18 protein-coding genes are annotated in these 15,205 nt (G+C 72.8%); 6 read left to right on the top strand and 12 right to left on the bottom strand.

Annotated elements, in window-relative coordinates:
- Nucleotides 1–145: 145 nt before the first annotated feature.
- Nucleotides 146–1,420 (top strand): MFS transporter, encoded by a 1,275-nt coding sequence (locus tag IH45_RS0125935; RefSeq protein ID WP_030673153.1) that lies wholly within the window; start codon nucleotides 146–148, stop codon nucleotides 1,418–1,420.
- Here IH45_RS0125935 and IH45_RS0125930 read toward each other — a convergent pair.
- Together IH45_RS0125930 and IH45_RS0125925 are read right to left on the bottom strand one after the other, a co-directional pair.
- Nucleotides 1,311–2,192: a glutamate racemase gene (locus IH45_RS0125930; protein ID WP_050515193.1), complete on the bottom strand. Its 882-nt coding sequence runs from the start codon at nucleotides 2,190–2,192 to the stop codon at nucleotides 1,311–1,313. The genes IH45_RS0125935 and IH45_RS0125930 overlap by 110 nt on opposite strands.
- A gap of 131 nt (nucleotides 2,193–2,323) precedes the next feature.
- Entirely contained in the window at nucleotides 2,324–3,199 is an 876-nt protein-coding gene (locus IH45_RS0125925; protein ID WP_030673149.1) for a sigma-70 family RNA polymerase sigma factor, read from the bottom strand.
- 74 nt (nucleotides 3,200–3,273) lie between these two features.
- Here IH45_RS0125925 and IH45_RS0125920 point away from each other — a divergent pair, with 74 nt between their 5' ends.
- Entirely contained in the window at nucleotides 3,274–3,975 is a 702-nt protein-coding gene (locus IH45_RS0125920) for an FMN-dependent NADH-azoreductase (RefSeq protein WP_030673147.1), read from the top strand.
- Nucleotides 3,976–4,008: 33 nt separating this feature from the next.
- Here IH45_RS0125920 and IH45_RS0125915 read toward each other — a convergent pair whose 3' ends face one another.
- A complete protein-coding gene (locus IH45_RS0125915) occupies nucleotides 4,009–5,172 on the bottom strand; it encodes a PP2C family protein-serine/threonine phosphatase (protein ID WP_234440674.1) in 1,164 nt (387 codons plus the stop codon).
- Nucleotides 5,173–5,281: 109 nt separating this feature from the next.
- On the opposite strand from IH45_RS0125915, the gene IH45_RS0125910 reads away from it, so the two are divergent.
- Nucleotides 5,282–5,803, top strand: coding sequence for a MarR family winged helix-turn-helix transcriptional regulator (locus IH45_RS0125910; RefSeq protein ID WP_030673141.1), 522 nt, complete (start codon nucleotides 5,282–5,284; stop codon nucleotides 5,801–5,803).
- Nucleotides 5,804–6,063: 260 nt separating this feature from the next.
- On the top strand, nucleotides 6,064–6,411 hold the full coding sequence (locus tag IH45_RS0125905; RefSeq protein ID WP_032918388.1) for an STAS domain-containing protein: 348 nt from the start codon (nucleotides 6,064–6,066) through the stop codon (nucleotides 6,409–6,411).
- Between the two features lie 31 nt (nucleotides 6,412–6,442).
- Here the strand turns inward: IH45_RS0125905 and IH45_RS0125900 are convergent, their stop codons facing one another.
- Nucleotides 6,443–6,868 (bottom strand): SRPBCC family protein, encoded by a 426-nt coding sequence (locus IH45_RS0125900; RefSeq protein WP_030673135.1) that lies wholly within the window; start codon nucleotides 6,866–6,868, stop codon nucleotides 6,443–6,445.
- Nucleotides 6,869–7,180: 312 nt separating this feature from the next.
- Here IH45_RS0125900 and IH45_RS0125895 point away from each other — a divergent pair, with 312 nt between their 5' ends.
- Entirely contained in the window at nucleotides 7,181–7,618 is a 438-nt protein-coding gene (locus IH45_RS0125895; RefSeq protein WP_030673132.1) for an ATP-binding protein, read from the top strand.
- Here the strand turns inward: IH45_RS0125895 and IH45_RS0125890 are convergent.
- Genes IH45_RS0125890 through IH45_RS0125870 form a run of 5 tightly spaced genes read right to left on the bottom strand, consistent with a single transcriptional unit; the run spans nucleotide 7,610 to nucleotide 11,720 of the window.
- A complete protein-coding gene (locus IH45_RS0125890; protein WP_030673129.1) occupies nucleotides 7,610–8,947 on the bottom strand; it encodes a PP2C family protein-serine/threonine phosphatase in 1,338 nt (445 codons plus the stop codon). The genes IH45_RS0125895 and IH45_RS0125890 overlap by 9 nt on opposite strands.
- Nucleotides 8,944–9,972 carry a SpoIIE family protein phosphatase gene (locus IH45_RS0125885; RefSeq protein ID WP_050515192.1) on the bottom strand — a complete coding sequence of 343 codons (1,029 nt, stop codon included), beginning with the start codon at nucleotides 9,970–9,972 and terminating at the stop codon, nucleotides 8,944–8,946. Before IH45_RS0125885 ends, IH45_RS0125890 begins: the two co-directional genes overlap by 4 nt.
- Nucleotides 9,957–10,445, bottom strand: coding sequence for an ATP-binding protein (locus IH45_RS01000000144110; protein ID WP_030673123.1), 489 nt, complete (start codon nucleotides 10,443–10,445; stop codon nucleotides 9,957–9,959). Before IH45_RS01000000144110 ends, IH45_RS0125885 begins: the two co-directional genes overlap by 16 nt.
- The gene (locus IH45_RS0125875) at nucleotides 10,429–10,839 is read right to left on the bottom strand and encodes an STAS domain-containing protein (RefSeq protein ID WP_030673120.1); all 411 of its coding nucleotides are present in this window, start codon (nucleotides 10,837–10,839) and stop codon (nucleotides 10,429–10,431) included. Before IH45_RS0125875 ends, IH45_RS01000000144110 begins: the two co-directional genes overlap by 17 nt.
- The gene (locus IH45_RS0125870; RefSeq protein ID WP_030673117.1) at nucleotides 10,836–11,720 is read right to left on the bottom strand and encodes an STAS domain-containing protein; all 885 of its coding nucleotides are present in this window, start codon (nucleotides 11,718–11,720) and stop codon (nucleotides 10,836–10,838) included. Before IH45_RS0125870 ends, IH45_RS0125875 begins: the two co-directional genes overlap by 4 nt.
- Before the next feature lie 283 nt (nucleotides 11,721–12,003).
- On the opposite strand from IH45_RS0125870, the gene IH45_RS0125865 reads away from it, so the two are divergent.
- The gene (locus IH45_RS0125865; RefSeq protein ID WP_032918398.1) at nucleotides 12,004–12,879 is read left to right on the top strand and encodes a SigB/SigF/SigG family RNA polymerase sigma factor; all 876 of its coding nucleotides are present in this window, start codon (nucleotides 12,004–12,006) and stop codon (nucleotides 12,877–12,879) included.
- Between the two features lie 36 nt (nucleotides 12,880–12,915).
- On the opposite strand, the gene narI is transcribed toward IH45_RS0125865, so the two are convergent.
- The 3 genes from narI to IH45_RS0125850 all read right to left on the bottom strand — a co-directional run.
- Nucleotides 12,916–13,686 carry a respiratory nitrate reductase subunit gamma gene (gene narI / locus IH45_RS0125860; protein ID WP_050515191.1) on the bottom strand — a complete coding sequence of 257 codons (771 nt, stop codon included), beginning with the start codon at nucleotides 13,684–13,686 and terminating at the stop codon, nucleotides 12,916–12,918.
- Nucleotides 13,683–14,306 carry a nitrate reductase molybdenum cofactor assembly chaperone gene (narJ, locus tag IH45_RS0125855; RefSeq protein WP_050515190.1) on the bottom strand — a complete coding sequence of 208 codons (624 nt, stop codon included), beginning with the start codon at nucleotides 14,304–14,306 and terminating at the stop codon, nucleotides 13,683–13,685. Before narJ ends, narI begins: the two co-directional genes overlap by 4 nt.
- A gap of 26 nt (nucleotides 14,307–14,332) precedes the next feature.
- Nucleotides 14,333–15,205: nitrate reductase (locus IH45_RS0125850; RefSeq protein WP_030673106.1), on the bottom strand; the 873-nt coding region annotated here is incomplete at its 5' end.

Below are 15,205 nucleotides of genomic sequence, written 5' to 3'. Positions count from 1 at the left end.
GGGAGCACTCTAGAGGAGCGGCGCACAACCAGCGGTTGTCCCTGCGGACACCCGGAGTTGTTTGCTTCCGTGCCCGCCACTCGATGGGATGTGTCCGCTCGACGATCTGTCGCGCGGGTGGACATGGTGGAAGTACGGGGTGGGCGTGGGGACCAGACGGTCGCTGGGGCGGCAATTCGGGTGGCTGTGGGCGGCGTACGCGGTCAGTTCGTTCGGGACGTCGCTCGCCTTCGACGCGTTCTCGCTGATCGCGGTACTGGTGCTGCACGCCGGCCCGGCCCAGGTGTCGGCGCTCGCCGCGGTCGGGCCCGCGGTGGGGGCCGTGCTGTCGGTGCCGCTCGGCCCGTGGGTGGAGTTCCGGCGCAAGCGGCCCGTGATGATCGCGATGGACCTGGTCCGGTGCGGGCTGCTGCTGAGCATCCCCGCCGCGTACCTGCTCGGCAGGCTCGGCTTCGGCCAGCTGCTGGTCGTGTCCGTGGTGATCGCCGCGGCCGACATCACCTTCAACGCGGCGGCCGGCGCCTGTCTGAAGGCCCTCGTCCGGCCGCCGGACCTGGTCGTCGCCAACGGGCGGTTCGAGGCCACGCAGTGGACCTCCACCGTGCTCGGACTGCCGCTCGGCGGTGCCGCGGTCGGGCTGTTCGGGCCGGTGATGACCGTACTGGCCGACGCGGTCAGCTATCTGCTGTCGGCCGCGGGCATCCGGGCGATCGGCGGCGGGGAGCCGCGTCCGGTACGGGCCGAGGAACCGGCGAAGGCACGCGCCGCCGGACTCCTGGAGGGCTGGCGGCACCTCCTCGCCCACCCCGTCCTGCGCCCGCTGTTCCTCAACGCGGTCCTGGTCAACGGCCTGATCATGGCGACCGCGCCACTGGCCGCCGTCCTCATGCTCGGCCCCCTCGGATTCCCGCCCTGGCAGTACGCTCTCGCCTTCGCGGTGCCCTGCCTCGGCGGCCTGCTCGGCGCGCGCCTGGCCGGCCCGCTCGTCACGCGCTTCGGGCGGCACCGGGTCCTGCGTACGGCCGGGACACTGCGGGCCTGCTGGCTGATCGGCCTGGCCTTCGTCCGCCCCGGTGTGTCCGGGCTGCTGCTCGTCATGGCCGTCGAGTTCGCGATGATCCTCTGCATCGGTGTCTTCAACCCGGTGCTCGCCGCCCACCGGCTCGACCTCACGGAGCCGGACCGGGTCGCCCGTACGCTCTCCGCCTGGTCGGCCACCGGCAAACTCACCATCGCGGCCCTGACCGCCCTGTGGGGCCTGCTGGCCGCCCTCACCGGCCCCCGAACCGCCATGGCCCTCGCCGGCGTCCTCATCCTGACGACTCCTTTCCTGCTGCCGCGGCGGCCGGGCGGGGCAGCCCCTGCCCCGCCCGAGCCCACCCGCGCTCCCGCAGTAGAAGCCGGCCCTCCGCGTAAGTGAAGGCCGGGCCGGGGAGGGATGCTTCGCGTCCGCTGAGGATGACGGTCAGGGTGCCGTCGGCGGGGGAGTGGGGAGCGGGCGGGCGGCCGATGCGGCGGAGCGTCTGGGCGGCGACCGCGTGGGCCGATCCGTACAGGACGAGGGGCGGCGCACCGGGGCGTCGCAGCGCGGTGCGGATGCGTTCGGCGACGAGTTCGTAGTGGGTACAGCCGAGGACGACGCTCCGCACCTCGGCCGGGGTGCGCCGCGCGGCGGCGGCGATCGCGAGCCCGATGGCGTCCGCGTCCCCCTGCTCCACGGCGTCGGAGAGCCCGGGACACGGTACCTCGGTGACCGCCGCGCCATCGGCGAACCGCCGGATGAGCGAGCGCTGGTACGGGCTGCCGGTGGTGGCGGGCGTGGCCCACACGGCGAGGGGCCCGCCGCCAACGGCCGCCGGTTTGACGGCCGGGACCGTGCCGATGACCGGCAGCTCCGGCTCGAAGCGGGCCCGCAGGGCGGGCAGCGCGTGGACGGTCGCGGTGTTGCAGGCGACGACCAGCGCGTGCGGACGCCGCGCCGCCGCCGCTTCGGCGACGGCGAGCGCGCGGGCGGCGATGTCCTCCGCCGTGCGCGGCCCCCAGGGCATGCCGTCGGGGTCACAGGACAGGACGAGATCGGCGTCGGGACGCAGCCGTCGTACGGCGGAGGCCGCCGCCAGCAGCCCGATCCCGGCGTCCATGACCGCGATCTTCGGCCGGTCCCCGCCGCCGTCCCGCTGCTCGTGTTCCATGCCGGTCGCCTCCGCGCTCGCTCGGTGTCGGTGTGACGGGTGGTGAGTCTGTACGGAGGCGGGCCCGGACAACATGGCCAATTCGGCGGGGATGGTCTGGAACGGGAGAGGCGAGCGGCGTCCCGGCGTGCTCAGCCGAGCACCCCGATCTCCAGCCCCCGCAGCCGCGCCGGGTCGGCGATCACCTCGTAACCGGTGATCCGGTCGTCCTCGACGGTGAAGGTCAGCGCGATGCGCAGACGGCCGTGGGGTGCCACGAGGAGGCCGACGGCGCCGTCGACGAGGGCCGGTTCGGCCTGGCGGGAGCGGTGGGCGAACAGGAGGGTGCCCTCGGCCACCGCGCGGGCGCCGCGGAGTTCGGGCGCCACCCCCGGTGGCAGGACGGCGGGGTCGGCGCGGCGCACGACATCGGGGGCCAGCAGGGCGAGGACCGCCGGGAGGTCGCCGGCGCGGGCGGCCGTCAGGAACGCCGTGACGACGCGGCGGTGCCGGGCCAGGTCGGCGGCCGGGAGAGCGGGCGTGCCCCGTACCTTCCGGCGCGCGCGGCTGGCGAGCTTCTTCGTGGCGACCGGGGTGCGTTCCACGATGGGGGCGATCTCGTGGAACGGCACGGCGTACATGTCGTGCAGGACGAGCGCGACGCGTTCCGCGGGGCCCAGCCGGTCCAGCACCACGAGCAGCGCCTGGCTGACGGAGTCGGTCAGCAGCGCGGTCGCCTCGGGACTCGCCGACCGGCCCGGGACCTCGTCGAAGCCCTCCGGCTCCGCCAAATCCTCGCGGCGGGACGTACGCGTACGCAGCACGTCGAGGCAGATGCGCGTCACCACCGTCCGCAGCCAGCCCTCCAGGTTGTCCACCGCCCCCGCGTCCACCCGGCTCAGGCGCAGCCACGCCTCCTGTACGGCGTCGTCGGCCTCCTCCGGGGAGCCGAGCATCCGGTGGGCGACGGCCCGCAGCCGGTCGCGCTGTCCCTCGAAACGTTCCGCCAGCCCGTCGCGCGCGTCCACCGGTCACCTTTCCTCGTTCCGCTCCGTCACGGGTAATGACGGACGCACCGCACGAGAAGTGACAGGAGAACCCGATGACATCCTTGCTGCACCTGGATTCCAGCGCCGACCGCTCCGGCGGGTCGGTCAGCAGGCAGCTGACCGCCTTGTTCGCCGACACCTGGCGTGCCGCGCACGGCACGGCGGCCGGATACCGCCACCGGGACCTGGCCGCCGACCCCGTGCCCCCGCTGGACACCGCCTACTGCGCACTCGGCCGGCGCGTGGAGAAACATGGCCTGGTCCCGCCGGACGGCGTGGACGCGCTGATCGCGAACCCGGCCGAGCGGCGGGCGTGGACGCTGACCCGCCCGCTGGTGGACGAACTGCTGGCGGCCGACACGGTGCTGATCGGCGCACCGATGTACAACTACTCGGTGCCCGCCGCGCTGAAGGCGTGGATCGACCGGGTGGGCTTCCCCGGGGCGTTCAGCGACCCGGTGACAGGGGAGAGCCTGCTGCGGGGGACGCGCGTGGTGGTGATCAGCTCGCGGGGCGGGGCGTACGGGCCGGGGACCCCACGGGAGGCGTGGGACTTCCAGACGCCGTACCTGCGGGCGTACTTCCGTGCGCACGGGGTGGCGGAGGACGCTGTCCGGGTCGTCGGCGCCGAGATGACGATGGCTCATCTTGTTCCGGATCTGGCGCGATTCAAGCCGCTGGCGGACGGGTCGCTCGACGCGGCGCGGGCCGAGGTGGAGGCGCTGGCCGGGGCCGCCACCGCGGCAGCCCGCTGACCCGGCGCCCCGCGCCCCGGCTCCCGGCCCGCCTCACCGGCCCCGGTGCTCCGGCCGTCCGAACCAGTCCAGGCACAGCACCAGCGCGTCGTCCATCGACTCCGCGTCGCGGTACTCGGCGAGGTCGCGCAGCACGGCGCGGGGCACGCTCGCCGCGGGCAGCAGGCTGGTGGCGTGTATCGCGCGGGCGAGGGCATGCTCGCCGTACTCCTCGCCCGGCGGCGAGACCGCCCCGTACACGCCGTCGCTGACGAACAGCAGCCGGTCGCCGGGCAGCACCTCGAATTCCTGGGCCACGTACTGCGTCTCCTCGAACATGCCGAGCGGCAGCTGCGCCTCCAGGGGCACCCGGTCGATGGCCCGGCCCCGGCGCCGCCACAGCTGTGGGGAGCCGGCGTCCACGACCTCGACGCGGCCGGTCGCGAGCTGGAAGCGCAGCAGCAGCGTCGAGACGTAGGCGGCGCCGCGGTACTGCCCGTAGAGGGCCTGGTCGGCCAGCGCCGCCTGGTCGGCGATGCCGATGCCGGCGCGGCGGGCGTTGCGCAGCGCATTGACCGTCAGGTGGGTGAGCAGGGACGCCTCGATGCCGGTGCCCATGCCGTTGGTGACGGCGAGGGTCAGCTCGTCCGCGTCCGCCGCCCAGTCGTAGTTGTCGCCGTGGATCGCGTAGGCCGGTTCGAGCTGCGCCCCGATGGCGTACTCCTCGGCCACGCAGGCCCGCGCGGGCAGCAGCTGCCACTGCATCTCGGCGGCCAGCGTGAGCCGGTTGGCGCGGCGGGCCCGCTGGTAGACGTCGGTGTCGCGCTCGGCGACGAGGATCTCGTGGCCGAGCAGGTCGGCGGCGTGCGCGAGCTCGTCGGCGATGCCCGGCACGCTGCGGTCGCGGGGCAGCCGTACGGTCAGGATGCCCAGCCGTTCGCCGCGGACCGTCACCGGCAGGTGGTGGTCGACGGCGCCGCCCTCCCGGACCTGCCGTTCGTGCGGCTCCTGACTGCCGAAGGCACGCCCCTGCGGGCTGTTGGAGATGGACAGCGCGCCGTGCGGGTCCTCGCCGAGCGAGGCGAACGGCCTGAGTACCGTGCCGCCGTAATCCGCGAGGAACAGGTGTACGGATGTGGCTCCGTAGGCCGCGGCGAGTGCTTCGCGCAGCGTGTCCACCAATGCGTGCGGTGCCGACGCGCGAACGGCTCTTTCCACATCACAGCTCAGGGTCACGGTCTCTCAAACATTCTTATACCGGTGGATTCAGTTGGATTCAGACATGGCCGGGCTGACGCGGGCGGCCGGAGGGTGACAGAGTGGTCGTGTGTCCCGTTTTCCCGGCCAGTCGCAGCACGAGCAGGTGACCGAGGCCACCCTTGCCGCCTCCGAGTTGCTGGAGGTGCTGTGGGGTCGTGGCCAGGAGACGGCACGCTCGGCGCAGGTGTCGCCGTCCCAGCTGCGGGCTCTCCTGGTGATCGAGGATCATGAGGGTACTAACCTGCGGGCGCTCGCCGACGCACTCGGCTCGCGTCCGCCCGCGGTGAGTCGCCTCTGCGACCGCCTGGAGGCCATGGGGCTGGCCGAACGTTGTCCGAGCGCGACGAGCCGGCGCGAGGTCGAGCTGCGGCTGAGCCTGCGCGGGCGTGCCTTCCTGGAGGAGTACCGGGCGGCCCGCAAGAGCGAGGTCGCCGCCATCGTGGCGCGGATGGACCCGGCGCAGGTCGCCGATCTCGCGTCCGGCCTGGCGGCGTTCCACCGGGCGGCCGCCGTGCACCGTACGGCCGAGGGCAGCCGTACGGCCCCCGCCCGCCGCACGCTGGGTGCGGACAGCGCGGACACTGCGTGAAGTCATTCAGGCCCCGCTTCCCGATCCGAAGTCACTCCGGGCAGAGCCGTGTTCACAGTGACGGGGACAAGATTGTTGCCTTTCTGGAATATTGTCAAACGGCAACAATCGCTTCTATTGTTGATCACTCCATCCGACCGGACGGAAGTCCGGCCGGGCCGCCGAGCCGCCACCGACCGAGGACTACCGTGCATCCACAGCCCAGCGCAGACCGGCCGACGCAGGTTCTGATACGGGAAGGGCAGTGCGCCGGGGACCCCATGGTCATCGCCGTCACCGGCCCGCTCGACATCGACACCGTCGCGCCCCTGGAAGCGGCCTTGCGCGAGGCGGGCGCCGGGCACCGGGACGGCGCCGGACCGGACGGCGGAGCGGCGCGGCCGGTGGTCGTCGACCTGTCCGAGGTGGACTTCGCGGACTCCACGACGGTCAACGTCCTCCTGCAGCAGCACGCCGCCCTGGGCTCCCGGCTGCGCCTGGCCGCCCCCTCGCCGGGCCTGCTCCGCCTCTTCGAGCTGACCGGCCTCGACGGCGTGCTCCCGCTATACGGGACGGTCGCGGAAGCGGCGGCGGCCGATGGCGTGGCAGCGGAGCCGGCGGGGGAGTAGCCGGCGGGGGCCGGCGGGGGAGTGGCCGGTTTCAGCCGCCCGCGGCCGTCTCCGCGAGTTTCCGGAATTCGCCCAGGTCGTAGTTGGCGAGGGTGGAGTCCAGATTCGTCAGGGCCCCCAGATGCTCCACGAAACCTTCCGGTGAGTACTCTATTTGCAGCGTGACACGGCTTGATGTGTCACTGAGCCGGTGGAAGGTGACGACTCCCGCGTGATGGACACCCTCCGTCGTTTTCCAGGCGATGCGCTCCTGGGGTTTGACTTCCGTGAGTTCCGCCACGAAATTCTTGTCCGCCCCCGGCAGCGACAGCTGCCAGGCGAAATGCGTATCGTCCAGGCGCTCGGCCAGCCGTACGTGGCTGAGGAACCTCGGCCACCGTGTGACGTCGGCCCACAGCGCCCAGCTCACCGCGACGGGCGCTTCGATGTCCACACTCTCCAGCAGCGAGGACGACATGGGATGGACCTCCTTGGTCTCGTGAGCGAATGCGCACGGCCACGCACGGTCACGGCCGGCCGCGGCCGCATTCGCCGGCGGCCGGGATTGCTGTCCGGCCGTATCCGCGAGTGGTCCGGAGTTGCCCTTGTACCCCGCGCGGGAGTGGGTACCCGGGTCGTGTGGCAGCGGTTACCGGCAATCCGCCCGCCCGGTTATCACCCCATCGGGAACTTGCCGTTCCGTATGTGACAGCGTGATTGCCCGGTTGCCTGGCGGGAAAGCTGCCTACTTGTACGCCTTACGGTCGAACGGGAAACGAGGTGAGCCCCGATGAGCAGCGCCACGGCCCCGCACAGGGTTTCCGCAGCGCCGTCGCTGGTGGTGACGCTGGAGAACTGCCCCGAAGCGGCGGCCGTCGCCCGGGACGCCGCCGGTGACCTGCTGCAGGGGCTTGGCCCGCCACTGGACCGGGACGCCTCGGACGCCGTGGTCCTGATCGTCTCCGAACTCGTCACCAACGCCGTCCGGCACACCCGGACCGCCACCTGCACCCTGAGCCTGACGGCCGCCCCCGACACGGTGACGGTGAGCGTGACCGATTCCAGCACCCACCCGCCCCGCGAACGCAACCCGGACGTGCGCGGCGAGGGCGGCGGCTTCGGCTGGCCGATGGTCCGCCGCCTCGCCAAGGCCACCTGGGTGGAGACCACCGCCCGGGGCAAGACGGTCCACGCCGTCGTCGCCCGGGCGGGCCGCGGCTCAGCCTGAGCGTGGCGACAGGCGCACGGCCAGCGCCAGCGTGTCGTCCGGGTGCAGGACGACGGTGTGCATGTCCTCGGCGATGGCGCCGGGGATCTCCCCGGTGGGCCGGTGACGGTGCCGCCGGGCGCTCTCCGCCAGCCGCTGCTCGCCCTCCCTGGGGTCCCGGCGGCTCTCGGTGAGCCCGTCGGTGTAGAGCACCAGCAGGTCCCCCTCGTCCAGCTTCGCGTGCAGCAGCCGCTCACTGCCGGGGAAGGGATAGCCGACCCCGCGCCCGCGCACCTCCAGGTACTCCTTCTCGCCCGAGCCCCGCACGACCAGGGCCGGCGGATGGCTGCCGTTGGCGAGCTGCAGATCCCCGCTGACCGGGTCGATCCGCGCCAGCAGCACCGTGGCCATCAGCTCGGGGTCCAGCGGCGCGAGGATTTCGTCCGTACGGGCCACGATGGACTTCAGCGGATGGCCCTCCAGCGCGAGCGTGCGGACCGCGTGCGTGACGTTCAGCGCACTGCGCGTACTGCGTACGCCGTGTCCCAGCGCGTCGACGACGGTGATGTGGACCGTCCCGTCCGGCAGCGTGAACCAGTCGTAGAAGTCGCCGCCGGTGGGCGCGTCGGTGCCGGCCGGCGCGTAGTGCACGGCCAGTTCCAGCCCGTCCACCGCGATCGGCGGCGGGCGCAGCGCGTCCTCCAGCTCGCGCAGGATGTGGCCGTGCGCCGTGCGCAGCTGCTCGTCGCGCTCCTCCAGCTGTACGTACAGCGCCAGCACACCGCTGTTGGTCTCGGCCAGCTCGTGCGTCAGGCGGCGCTGGTCGGCGGCGAGGGAGTCCACCCGGGCCAGCGCGACCCGCAGCTCCTCCTCCAGCAGCCGGTTCTCGGCCGCCGGGTCCGACACCGCGCCGTCCCCGTCGCCGCCGGACGCGCCCGCGGGCGTACCGCCGGGGCCGCGCGGCCGTCCGCCGCCCGTTGCGTCGTCCGGCTGCCGTCCCGTGGGGATCCGGATCTCCGGGGTCCCGTCCGGCAGCGGTACGTGCCAGGTGGCCGCGTCGGACGACACCTGGGCGGGCAGCGGGAGTTCGGGCCCGGCCGGCGGCGCGAGCACCGGGGCGGGGGTGCGCAGCGTGACGGCCAGGGAACCGCCCGCGGAGGAACGATCCCTCGTACAGGTACGGGCCGACTCCAGCGTGACCCCGTATCCGGCCCGGAGCACCGAGTCGGCCAGCGTGCTCACGGACAGCACGAGGCGCGCCCGGGTCTCGACGGGCAGGGCGTTGGCCGCGCCCAGCCGGCGCACGGCGTGGCGCAGCGCCGGCAGCGCGTGGAAGGTGTGGCGTCTCACGAAAGTCTCTGGTGGAGGTTGGCGGCGAGTACGGTCGCGTCGTCCCGGCTGCGGCGGTGGCCGTGCACGAGGGCCGTGGCCAGCAGCGGCGCGGGCAGACGTACGAGGAACGGGTCCGGACTGTACGCCCAGCGGTGGTCGATGCCGTCGGTGTGCAGCAGGGCGGTGAAGTGCGGTTCCCACGGGATGTCGCGGGTCAGCGGCTGGGGCATCTCCAGGCCCGCCACCCCGGGTTGGCCGGTCAGGCGGTGCTGGATGTCCCGCTGCGTCAGCGTCAGACACCGTACGTTGCCGATGCCGCAGTACTGGGCGCGCCCGGCGTGCAGCCGCAGCAGCCCGACGGCCGCGCCCCGGCTGCGGCGCAGCGCGCGGTGGACGGTGGTCAGCAGTCCGGGCAGCGGCTGGTCGGGCGCTCTGGCGAAGGTGCGCAGCGCGATCTGCGCCGCCTCGGCCGCCTCCGGGCCGTGCCCGAGCCCGTCGACCATGATCGCGGTCAGCCCCGACCCGGTCTCGGCCGCCGCGCAGGCGTCGCCGCTGACCTCCTCCCGCTGCGCGGGCACACAGACCGCGCCGACCGCCCGGCGCGCGGCCCCGGCGTCCTCGGGCGACGTCAGCCGGGCACAGGCCACCGTGCCGCCCGGCTCGTGGGTACGGACGGTGAAGCTGGTGGCTATGCGGTTGACGCCGCCCATCCCGGCGCCGAGCGTCTCGGTCGTCGTGTACCCGTCGGCCAGGCAGCGCCGGAGCTCCGGCATGCCCGGCCCGCGGTCCGCGGCGATGATCTCCACTCCTCTCCCCAGAGGCAGCTCCTGGACGTACAGCGCCCCGTCCACCGCGTGCTTGGCGAGGTTGCTGCCCAGCTCGGACGCGATCACCGCGGCCTGGTCGGGCAGCGCGCCCTGCAGGCCGCAGCGCCGCGCGACCGACCGCGCGGCCTGCGCGGCCAGGTGCACGGCGCTGTAGTGGTCGACGGGGATGTACGCCGACGGGTACACGGCGGGGGGCAGGGTCAACGGTCGGCCCACCGGGTCACGGTCACCGTCGTACCGCCGCCGTCCCGGGTACGGATCTCGAACTCGTCCATCAGGCGCTGCGCGCCGCCCAGCCCGTGCCCGAGCCCCGCGCCGGTGGTGTACCCGTCGGTGAGCGCGGCATCGATGTCGGCGATGCCGGGGCCGGCGTCGTCGACCGTCAGCCGCAGGCCCACCGCGCCGGGCCGGGTCGGGTACTCGATCCGTATCGTGCCGCCACCTCCGTGGACATAGGCGTTGCGGGCCAGCTCGCTGGCGGCCGTGACCACCCGGGTCTGGTCGACGATGCTGAAGCCCACCTGGAGGGTGGCGTCGCGCACCGCGTGCCGGATCGCGAGCAGGTCCTGTTCGGTTCGCACGGTGAGCACCGTCGATTCCGCCGGGGCCCCGGACCGCTCCGGGCCTCGGCCGTTGAGGGTCGTGGTACCGGCGCGGCCGGTACCGCCGTATTCACCGGGTCCCTTCATGCGGTACCTCTCCTGAGGGACGGGGACTCTGATGCCATCCCAGGGCCGCCATGCCGTGTTCCGCGTTCAGGGCGGTCTCCACACCGGCCAGGCGCAGCCCCAGTTCGGCCAGGGTCATGGCCACCGGGGGACGCATGCCCGCGACGATCACCCGGGCCCCCAGCAGGCGCGCCATGGTGGTCAGTTCCATCAGCGTCCGCGCCACGAAGGAGTCGATGATCTCCAGGCGTGAGATGTCGATGAGCACACCGCGGGCCCGGTCGGCCGTGATGCGGGTGGTCAGCTCCTCGGTGAAGGCCACCACCGTGGCGTCGTCCAGCTCGTTGAGCAGGCCCGTGACCAGGACGTCGCCCAGCCGGAGGATGGGTACGCCCGGGGTGGGCCGGGCGTTCACGGATTCTCCTGCACGCCGGCGGACCGGTGGGTGGTGGCCTCTTCGGTGAGTTTGACCGCGGTGGCCAGCGCGTCGGCGAGGGTGGCGCGGGTCAGGATGGTGGACAGGTCGATGCCGAGCTGGGCGATGGTCTGCGCGATGGACGGCCGGATGCCGCTGATCACACAGTCCGCGCCCATCAGCCGGACCGCGTTGACGGTCTGCATCAGATGCTGGGCGACCGCGGTGTCCACGGTCGGCACGCCCGTGATGTCGATGATGGCGACCAGGGCCTCGTGCTCCTGGATGGCCTCCAGCAGGTTCTCCATCACCACCTGCGTACGGGTGGTGTCGAGGGTGCCGATCAGGGGCACGGCCAGTACCTGCCGCCACAGCCGGACGACCGGGGTGGACACCTCCAGGAGCTGCCGGCTCTGCCGCCGGATGATCTCCTCGCGGCCCTCCACGTACGTCTCGAAGGAGAGCGCGCCGGCCGCGTCCAGCAGCCGGTTTATCAGTACGGCGGCGGTGAACAGCTCCTCGGTGTCCCGGGTCTGCCGCTGTACCGCCTCCAGGAGCGCCTCCTTGAGCGAGAGCACGGCCAGCGACGTGACGGTCGGCATGGCACCGGCCCGCGCCCGCCGCATGGAGAGATCGGTCACAGCCTGGCGCAGCGACCGGTCGGTGGCCACCACGCGATTTGCCGGAACGTCACTCTCCAGGGCCTGCAGGAGGGCGCCGAGCAAGGCGTCGGCCTCCTCGCGCAGCTCGCCCTCGCTGACTATGTCGCGCAACTCCTCCTGGGCGAGCTGGAGCTGTACCCAGCGGTCGGAGACGGTGTCGGTTTCTGCGCGCAGCGCGCCGGTGACACGCTCGCGTGCCGCGGCCTCGGTGGAACTCAACCCACGGTCCTTTCTTGGTGGTTGGCTTAAGCACAAGCGCGCGTGATGTGCTGCTCGTGCGGTGCGTACTCAACCGCACGCGATCTTCAGTTGCCGTCCGGCAAATGTTACCGAGCGCGGGCGAGGGCATGAAGGCCGGATCACCGTGGCCGCCCGTCGGCCCCGCCCCGGCCGGTGGTCACCCGGCCCCATCAGCAACTGTTTCCCACTGGCAAGGGTTGAACACCTAAGAGTCGGGCAGGTGCACCTGACCGTACGTACCGTGAAGGGTGAAGACGTGACCATGCTTGCCGTACAAGGGTGTGCAGCGGGACCTCGGACGGCGGCGACGGCGCGGGAGGCGCCCGAGCTGCCGCGGGTCCGGGATGCGACCAAGGTGGCGCCCCGGGACGCCCGGGAGCTGTCGAAGCTGTTCCTCGCCCGGCTCGCCACGCTGGAAGAGGGAACGGCCGAGTACCAGTACGCACGCAACACCCTCATCGAGATGAATCTCTCACTGGTCCGCTTCGCCGCCTCCCGCTTCCGCGGCCGGGGCCAGGACCAGGGGAACTCCGAGGACATCATCCAGGTCGGCACGATCGGGCTGATCAAGGCGATCGACCGGTTCGACCTGGAGCGCGAGGTGGAGTTCTCCACCTTCGCCGTCCCGTACATCGTCGGCGAGATCAAGCGCTTCTTCCGCGACTCCACCTGGGCCGTGCACGTACCCCGCCGGGTCCAGGAGCTGCGGGTCGAACTGTCCCGGGCCGGCGAGCAGCTCTCCGCCGACCTGGGCCGCGAACCCACCGTGCCCGAGCTGGCCGCCCGTCTGCAGATCGGCGAGCCCGAGGTCGTCGACGCGATCGCCGCCAGCAACGGCTACACGGCGGGCCCGCTGGACGCCTCCGGCGACGGCTCCGGCGCGGGCGGCGAGAGCCGCGCCATCGCCGACGTCATGGGCGACGACGACCCCGGCATGGAACTGGTCGAGAACCTCAACGCCCTCGCCCCGCTCCTGCACGAGCTGGACGACCGCCGGCGCCGCATCATCGAGATGCGCTTCGTCCAGGAGATGACGCAGGCTCAGATCGGCGCGGAACTGGGCATTTCCCAGATGCATGTCTCGCGGCTGCTCTCCCGGACCCTGGAACATCTGCGGAAGGGGCTGCTGGAGCAGTAGCCCGTATACCCACTCCGCACCCCTGTCGAACGGCCGTCATCGCCCGCGTACGGCACTGTGGTCCTTCTCCCGTCCGCGCCGGGACCCCGCGCGGACGGGAGGCCCCGCCACCGGCCGCCCCGCCGTCCGGCGCCCGCGGGAGCGGTAGACGATGTACGGCCGCACCAGATAGCCGACCGGCGCGGTGAAGGCGTGCACGAGCCGGCTGAACGGCCACAGCGCGAACAGCGCCATGCCGAGCAGCGCGTGCAGCTGGTAGACGAACGGCGCGTGCGCCATGACGGCCACGTCCGGGTCGAGGATGAACAGCGAGCGGAACCACACGGACACCCCCTGGCGGTAGTCGTACGGGTGGTCGCTGGTGGTGGTCGCGGTGGCCGCCAGCCCGGCGACCAGGCTCGCGGCGAGCAGCGGATGCAGTACGCGGTCCGACCGCAGGCCGGCGGCACGAACCGCCGGAACGCTCAGCCGCCGGTAGACCAGGACGGCCAGCCCCGCCGTGGTGACCAGTCCGGCCACACCGCCGACGGCGAGGGCGTTGAGGTGGTACAGCCACTCGTGGACGTGGACGTACTCGGTGAAGGTCTCCGGGATGAGCAGGCCGGAGATGTGGCCCACGATGACGAAGAGCAGACCGTAGTGGAACAGCGGCGAGCCGAGGCGCAGCAGCGCGCTCTCGTGCAGCTGGCTGGAGCGGGTGGTGAAGCCGAACCGGTCGTAGTGGTAGCGCCAGGCGCTGCCCGCGACGAGCAACGTCGCGGCGAGGTACGGCAGCACGCCCCACAGCGCGGTGTGCAGATGATTCACCGGCGGTCTCCTCCGGGCTCGGGTCCGGAGCCGCCGGAGAAGGGGGCCAGGCCCACGGTCTCCACGGGCGGGGGTCCGGTACGGGCCAGCCGGCGCGCGGCGGCACGGTCGGCCGGGCGCGGCCCCGGCAGGGTGCGGCAGACGGCGTCGAGGACATCGCCGTACGGGCTGCGGTAGTCCTCCAGAGCCAGGCGCAGCAGCTCCAGCGCGGCCCGGTGCCCGGCCAGCAGACGGCGGCCCGCTGCCGGGGTGCGGGCGGCGAATTCCAGCATCACGGGCAGGTGGTCCGGGAGTTCGTCCGGCGCGGGCTGCCAGCCGGCGGCGCGGTAACCCGCCTTGAGGCGGACGAGGGAGGCGCCGCGGCGGCGGGTGTCGCCGTCGGTGTAGTACGTCAGGTGCAGGGTGCGGCGGGGGCTGCGGTCGAACGTGGCGACGTACTGCGCGGCGAGCGCGAGTGGGGCCACGTCCTGTACGCGGGCGCAGAACCGCAGCAGCAGGGCGCCCGGCCCGCCACTCTCCGACCGCAGGGCCGTGCGCACGCTCCGGTGCCGGTCGGGCCAGTCCGGCCCGGGGTAGGTCAGCAGCAGGGACGCGGCCTGGTGGAGCAGGGCGGTGTTCATGGCTCTTCTCCGGAGCGGCGCTGTGGTCACGACTCTCCCCGCCGGCGGGGAAAGAGGCCGGTGGGACGGCCGCGGCCGTTCCAGTTCAGGAGGTTCACCCGGTCCCGCAGCGAGGTCCCGGCGTGTGCGGCCGGTGGCGCGGCGAGGGGCGGGGCGTGGAAGCCGTCCGGGCCGTACATGCCCGGACCGCCGTCCCCGTCCAGGCTGCACCCGCCGTCCCCGTCGCCCGGGACGGTGCTGTAGCTCGTCGGGATCACATAGCGCTCCTCGTATTTGGCCAGCGCCAGCAGCCGGTACAGCGCTTCGAGCGTTCCGGCCGTCATGCCCACGGAGGCGGCGATCGCCGGGTCCCGGTCCTCACCGAGATTGGCGCGCCGCATATGGGCGCGCATTGCGGCCAGCCGGCACAGGGCGGCTTCGACGGGCGCCGGATCGCCCGCCGTGAACAGGTGGGCCAGGTACTCCCGTGGAATGCGCAGCGCGTCGATGGCGGCGAACAGCTTGGCCGGATCCTCGCCGTCGTGACCGGTCGCGGTCAGCGACTCCACCACCGGCGACAGCGGCGGCACGTACCAGACCATGGGCATGGTGCGGTACTCCGGGTGCAGCGGGAGCGCCACGCGGTGCGTACGGATCAGGGCGTATACGGGAGAGTTGCGGGCGGCGGTGATCCAGTCGTGCGGGATGCCGGATGCCTCGGCAGCGCGGGTGACTTCGGGGTCGGTGGGGTCGAGGAAGCAGGAGAGCTGGGCTTCGTAGAGGTCCTTTTCGTCGGGGGTGGCCGCGGCTTCGCCGACGCGGTCGGGGTCGTAGAGCATGACGCCGAGGTAGCGCAGTCGTCCGACGCAGGTTTCGGAGCACACGGTGGGCTGGCCTGCTTCGATGCGTGGGTAGCAGAG

This window comes from Streptomyces rimosus subsp. rimosus, from assembly GCF_000720725.1.
Lineage (GTDB): Bacteria > Actinomycetota > Actinomycetes > Streptomycetales > Streptomycetaceae > Streptomyces > Streptomyces rimosus_A.
Note: the sequence above shows the minus strand (reverse complement) of the source record. Positions and strands in the feature narration are given on the sequence as shown.

Excerpts from the sequence above, each read along its gene's own strand:
- IH45_RS0125865 (WP_032918398.1), top strand. The coding sequence starts at position 12,004 with ATGCTTGCCGTACAAGGGTGTGCAGCGGGACCTCGGACGGCGGCGACG.
- IH45_RS0125905 (WP_032918388.1), top strand. The coding sequence starts at position 6,064 with ATGGTCATCGCCGTCACCGGCCCGCTCGACATCGACACCGTCGCGCCC.
- IH45_RS0125920 (WP_030673147.1), top strand. The coding sequence starts at position 3,274 with ATGACATCCTTGCTGCACCTGGATTCCAGCGCCGACCGCTCCGGCGGG.
- IH45_RS01000000144110 (WP_030673123.1), bottom strand. The coding sequence starts at position 10,445 with ATGAAGGGACCCGGTGAATACGGCGGTACCGGCCGCGCCGGTACCACG.
- IH45_RS0125895 (WP_030673132.1), top strand. The coding sequence starts at position 7,181 with ATGAGCAGCGCCACGGCCCCGCACAGGGTTTCCGCAGCGCCGTCGCTG.
- narJ (WP_050515190.1), bottom strand. The coding sequence starts at position 14,306 with ATGAACACCGCCCTGCTCCACCAGGCCGCGTCCCTGCTGCTGACCTAC.
- IH45_RS0125930 (WP_050515193.1), bottom strand. The coding sequence starts at position 2,192 with ATGGAACACGAGCAGCGGGACGGCGGCGGGGACCGGCCGAAGATCGCG.
- IH45_RS0125900 (WP_030673135.1), bottom strand. The coding sequence starts at position 6,868 with ATGTCGTCCTCGCTGCTGGAGAGTGTGGACATCGAAGCGCCCGTCGCG.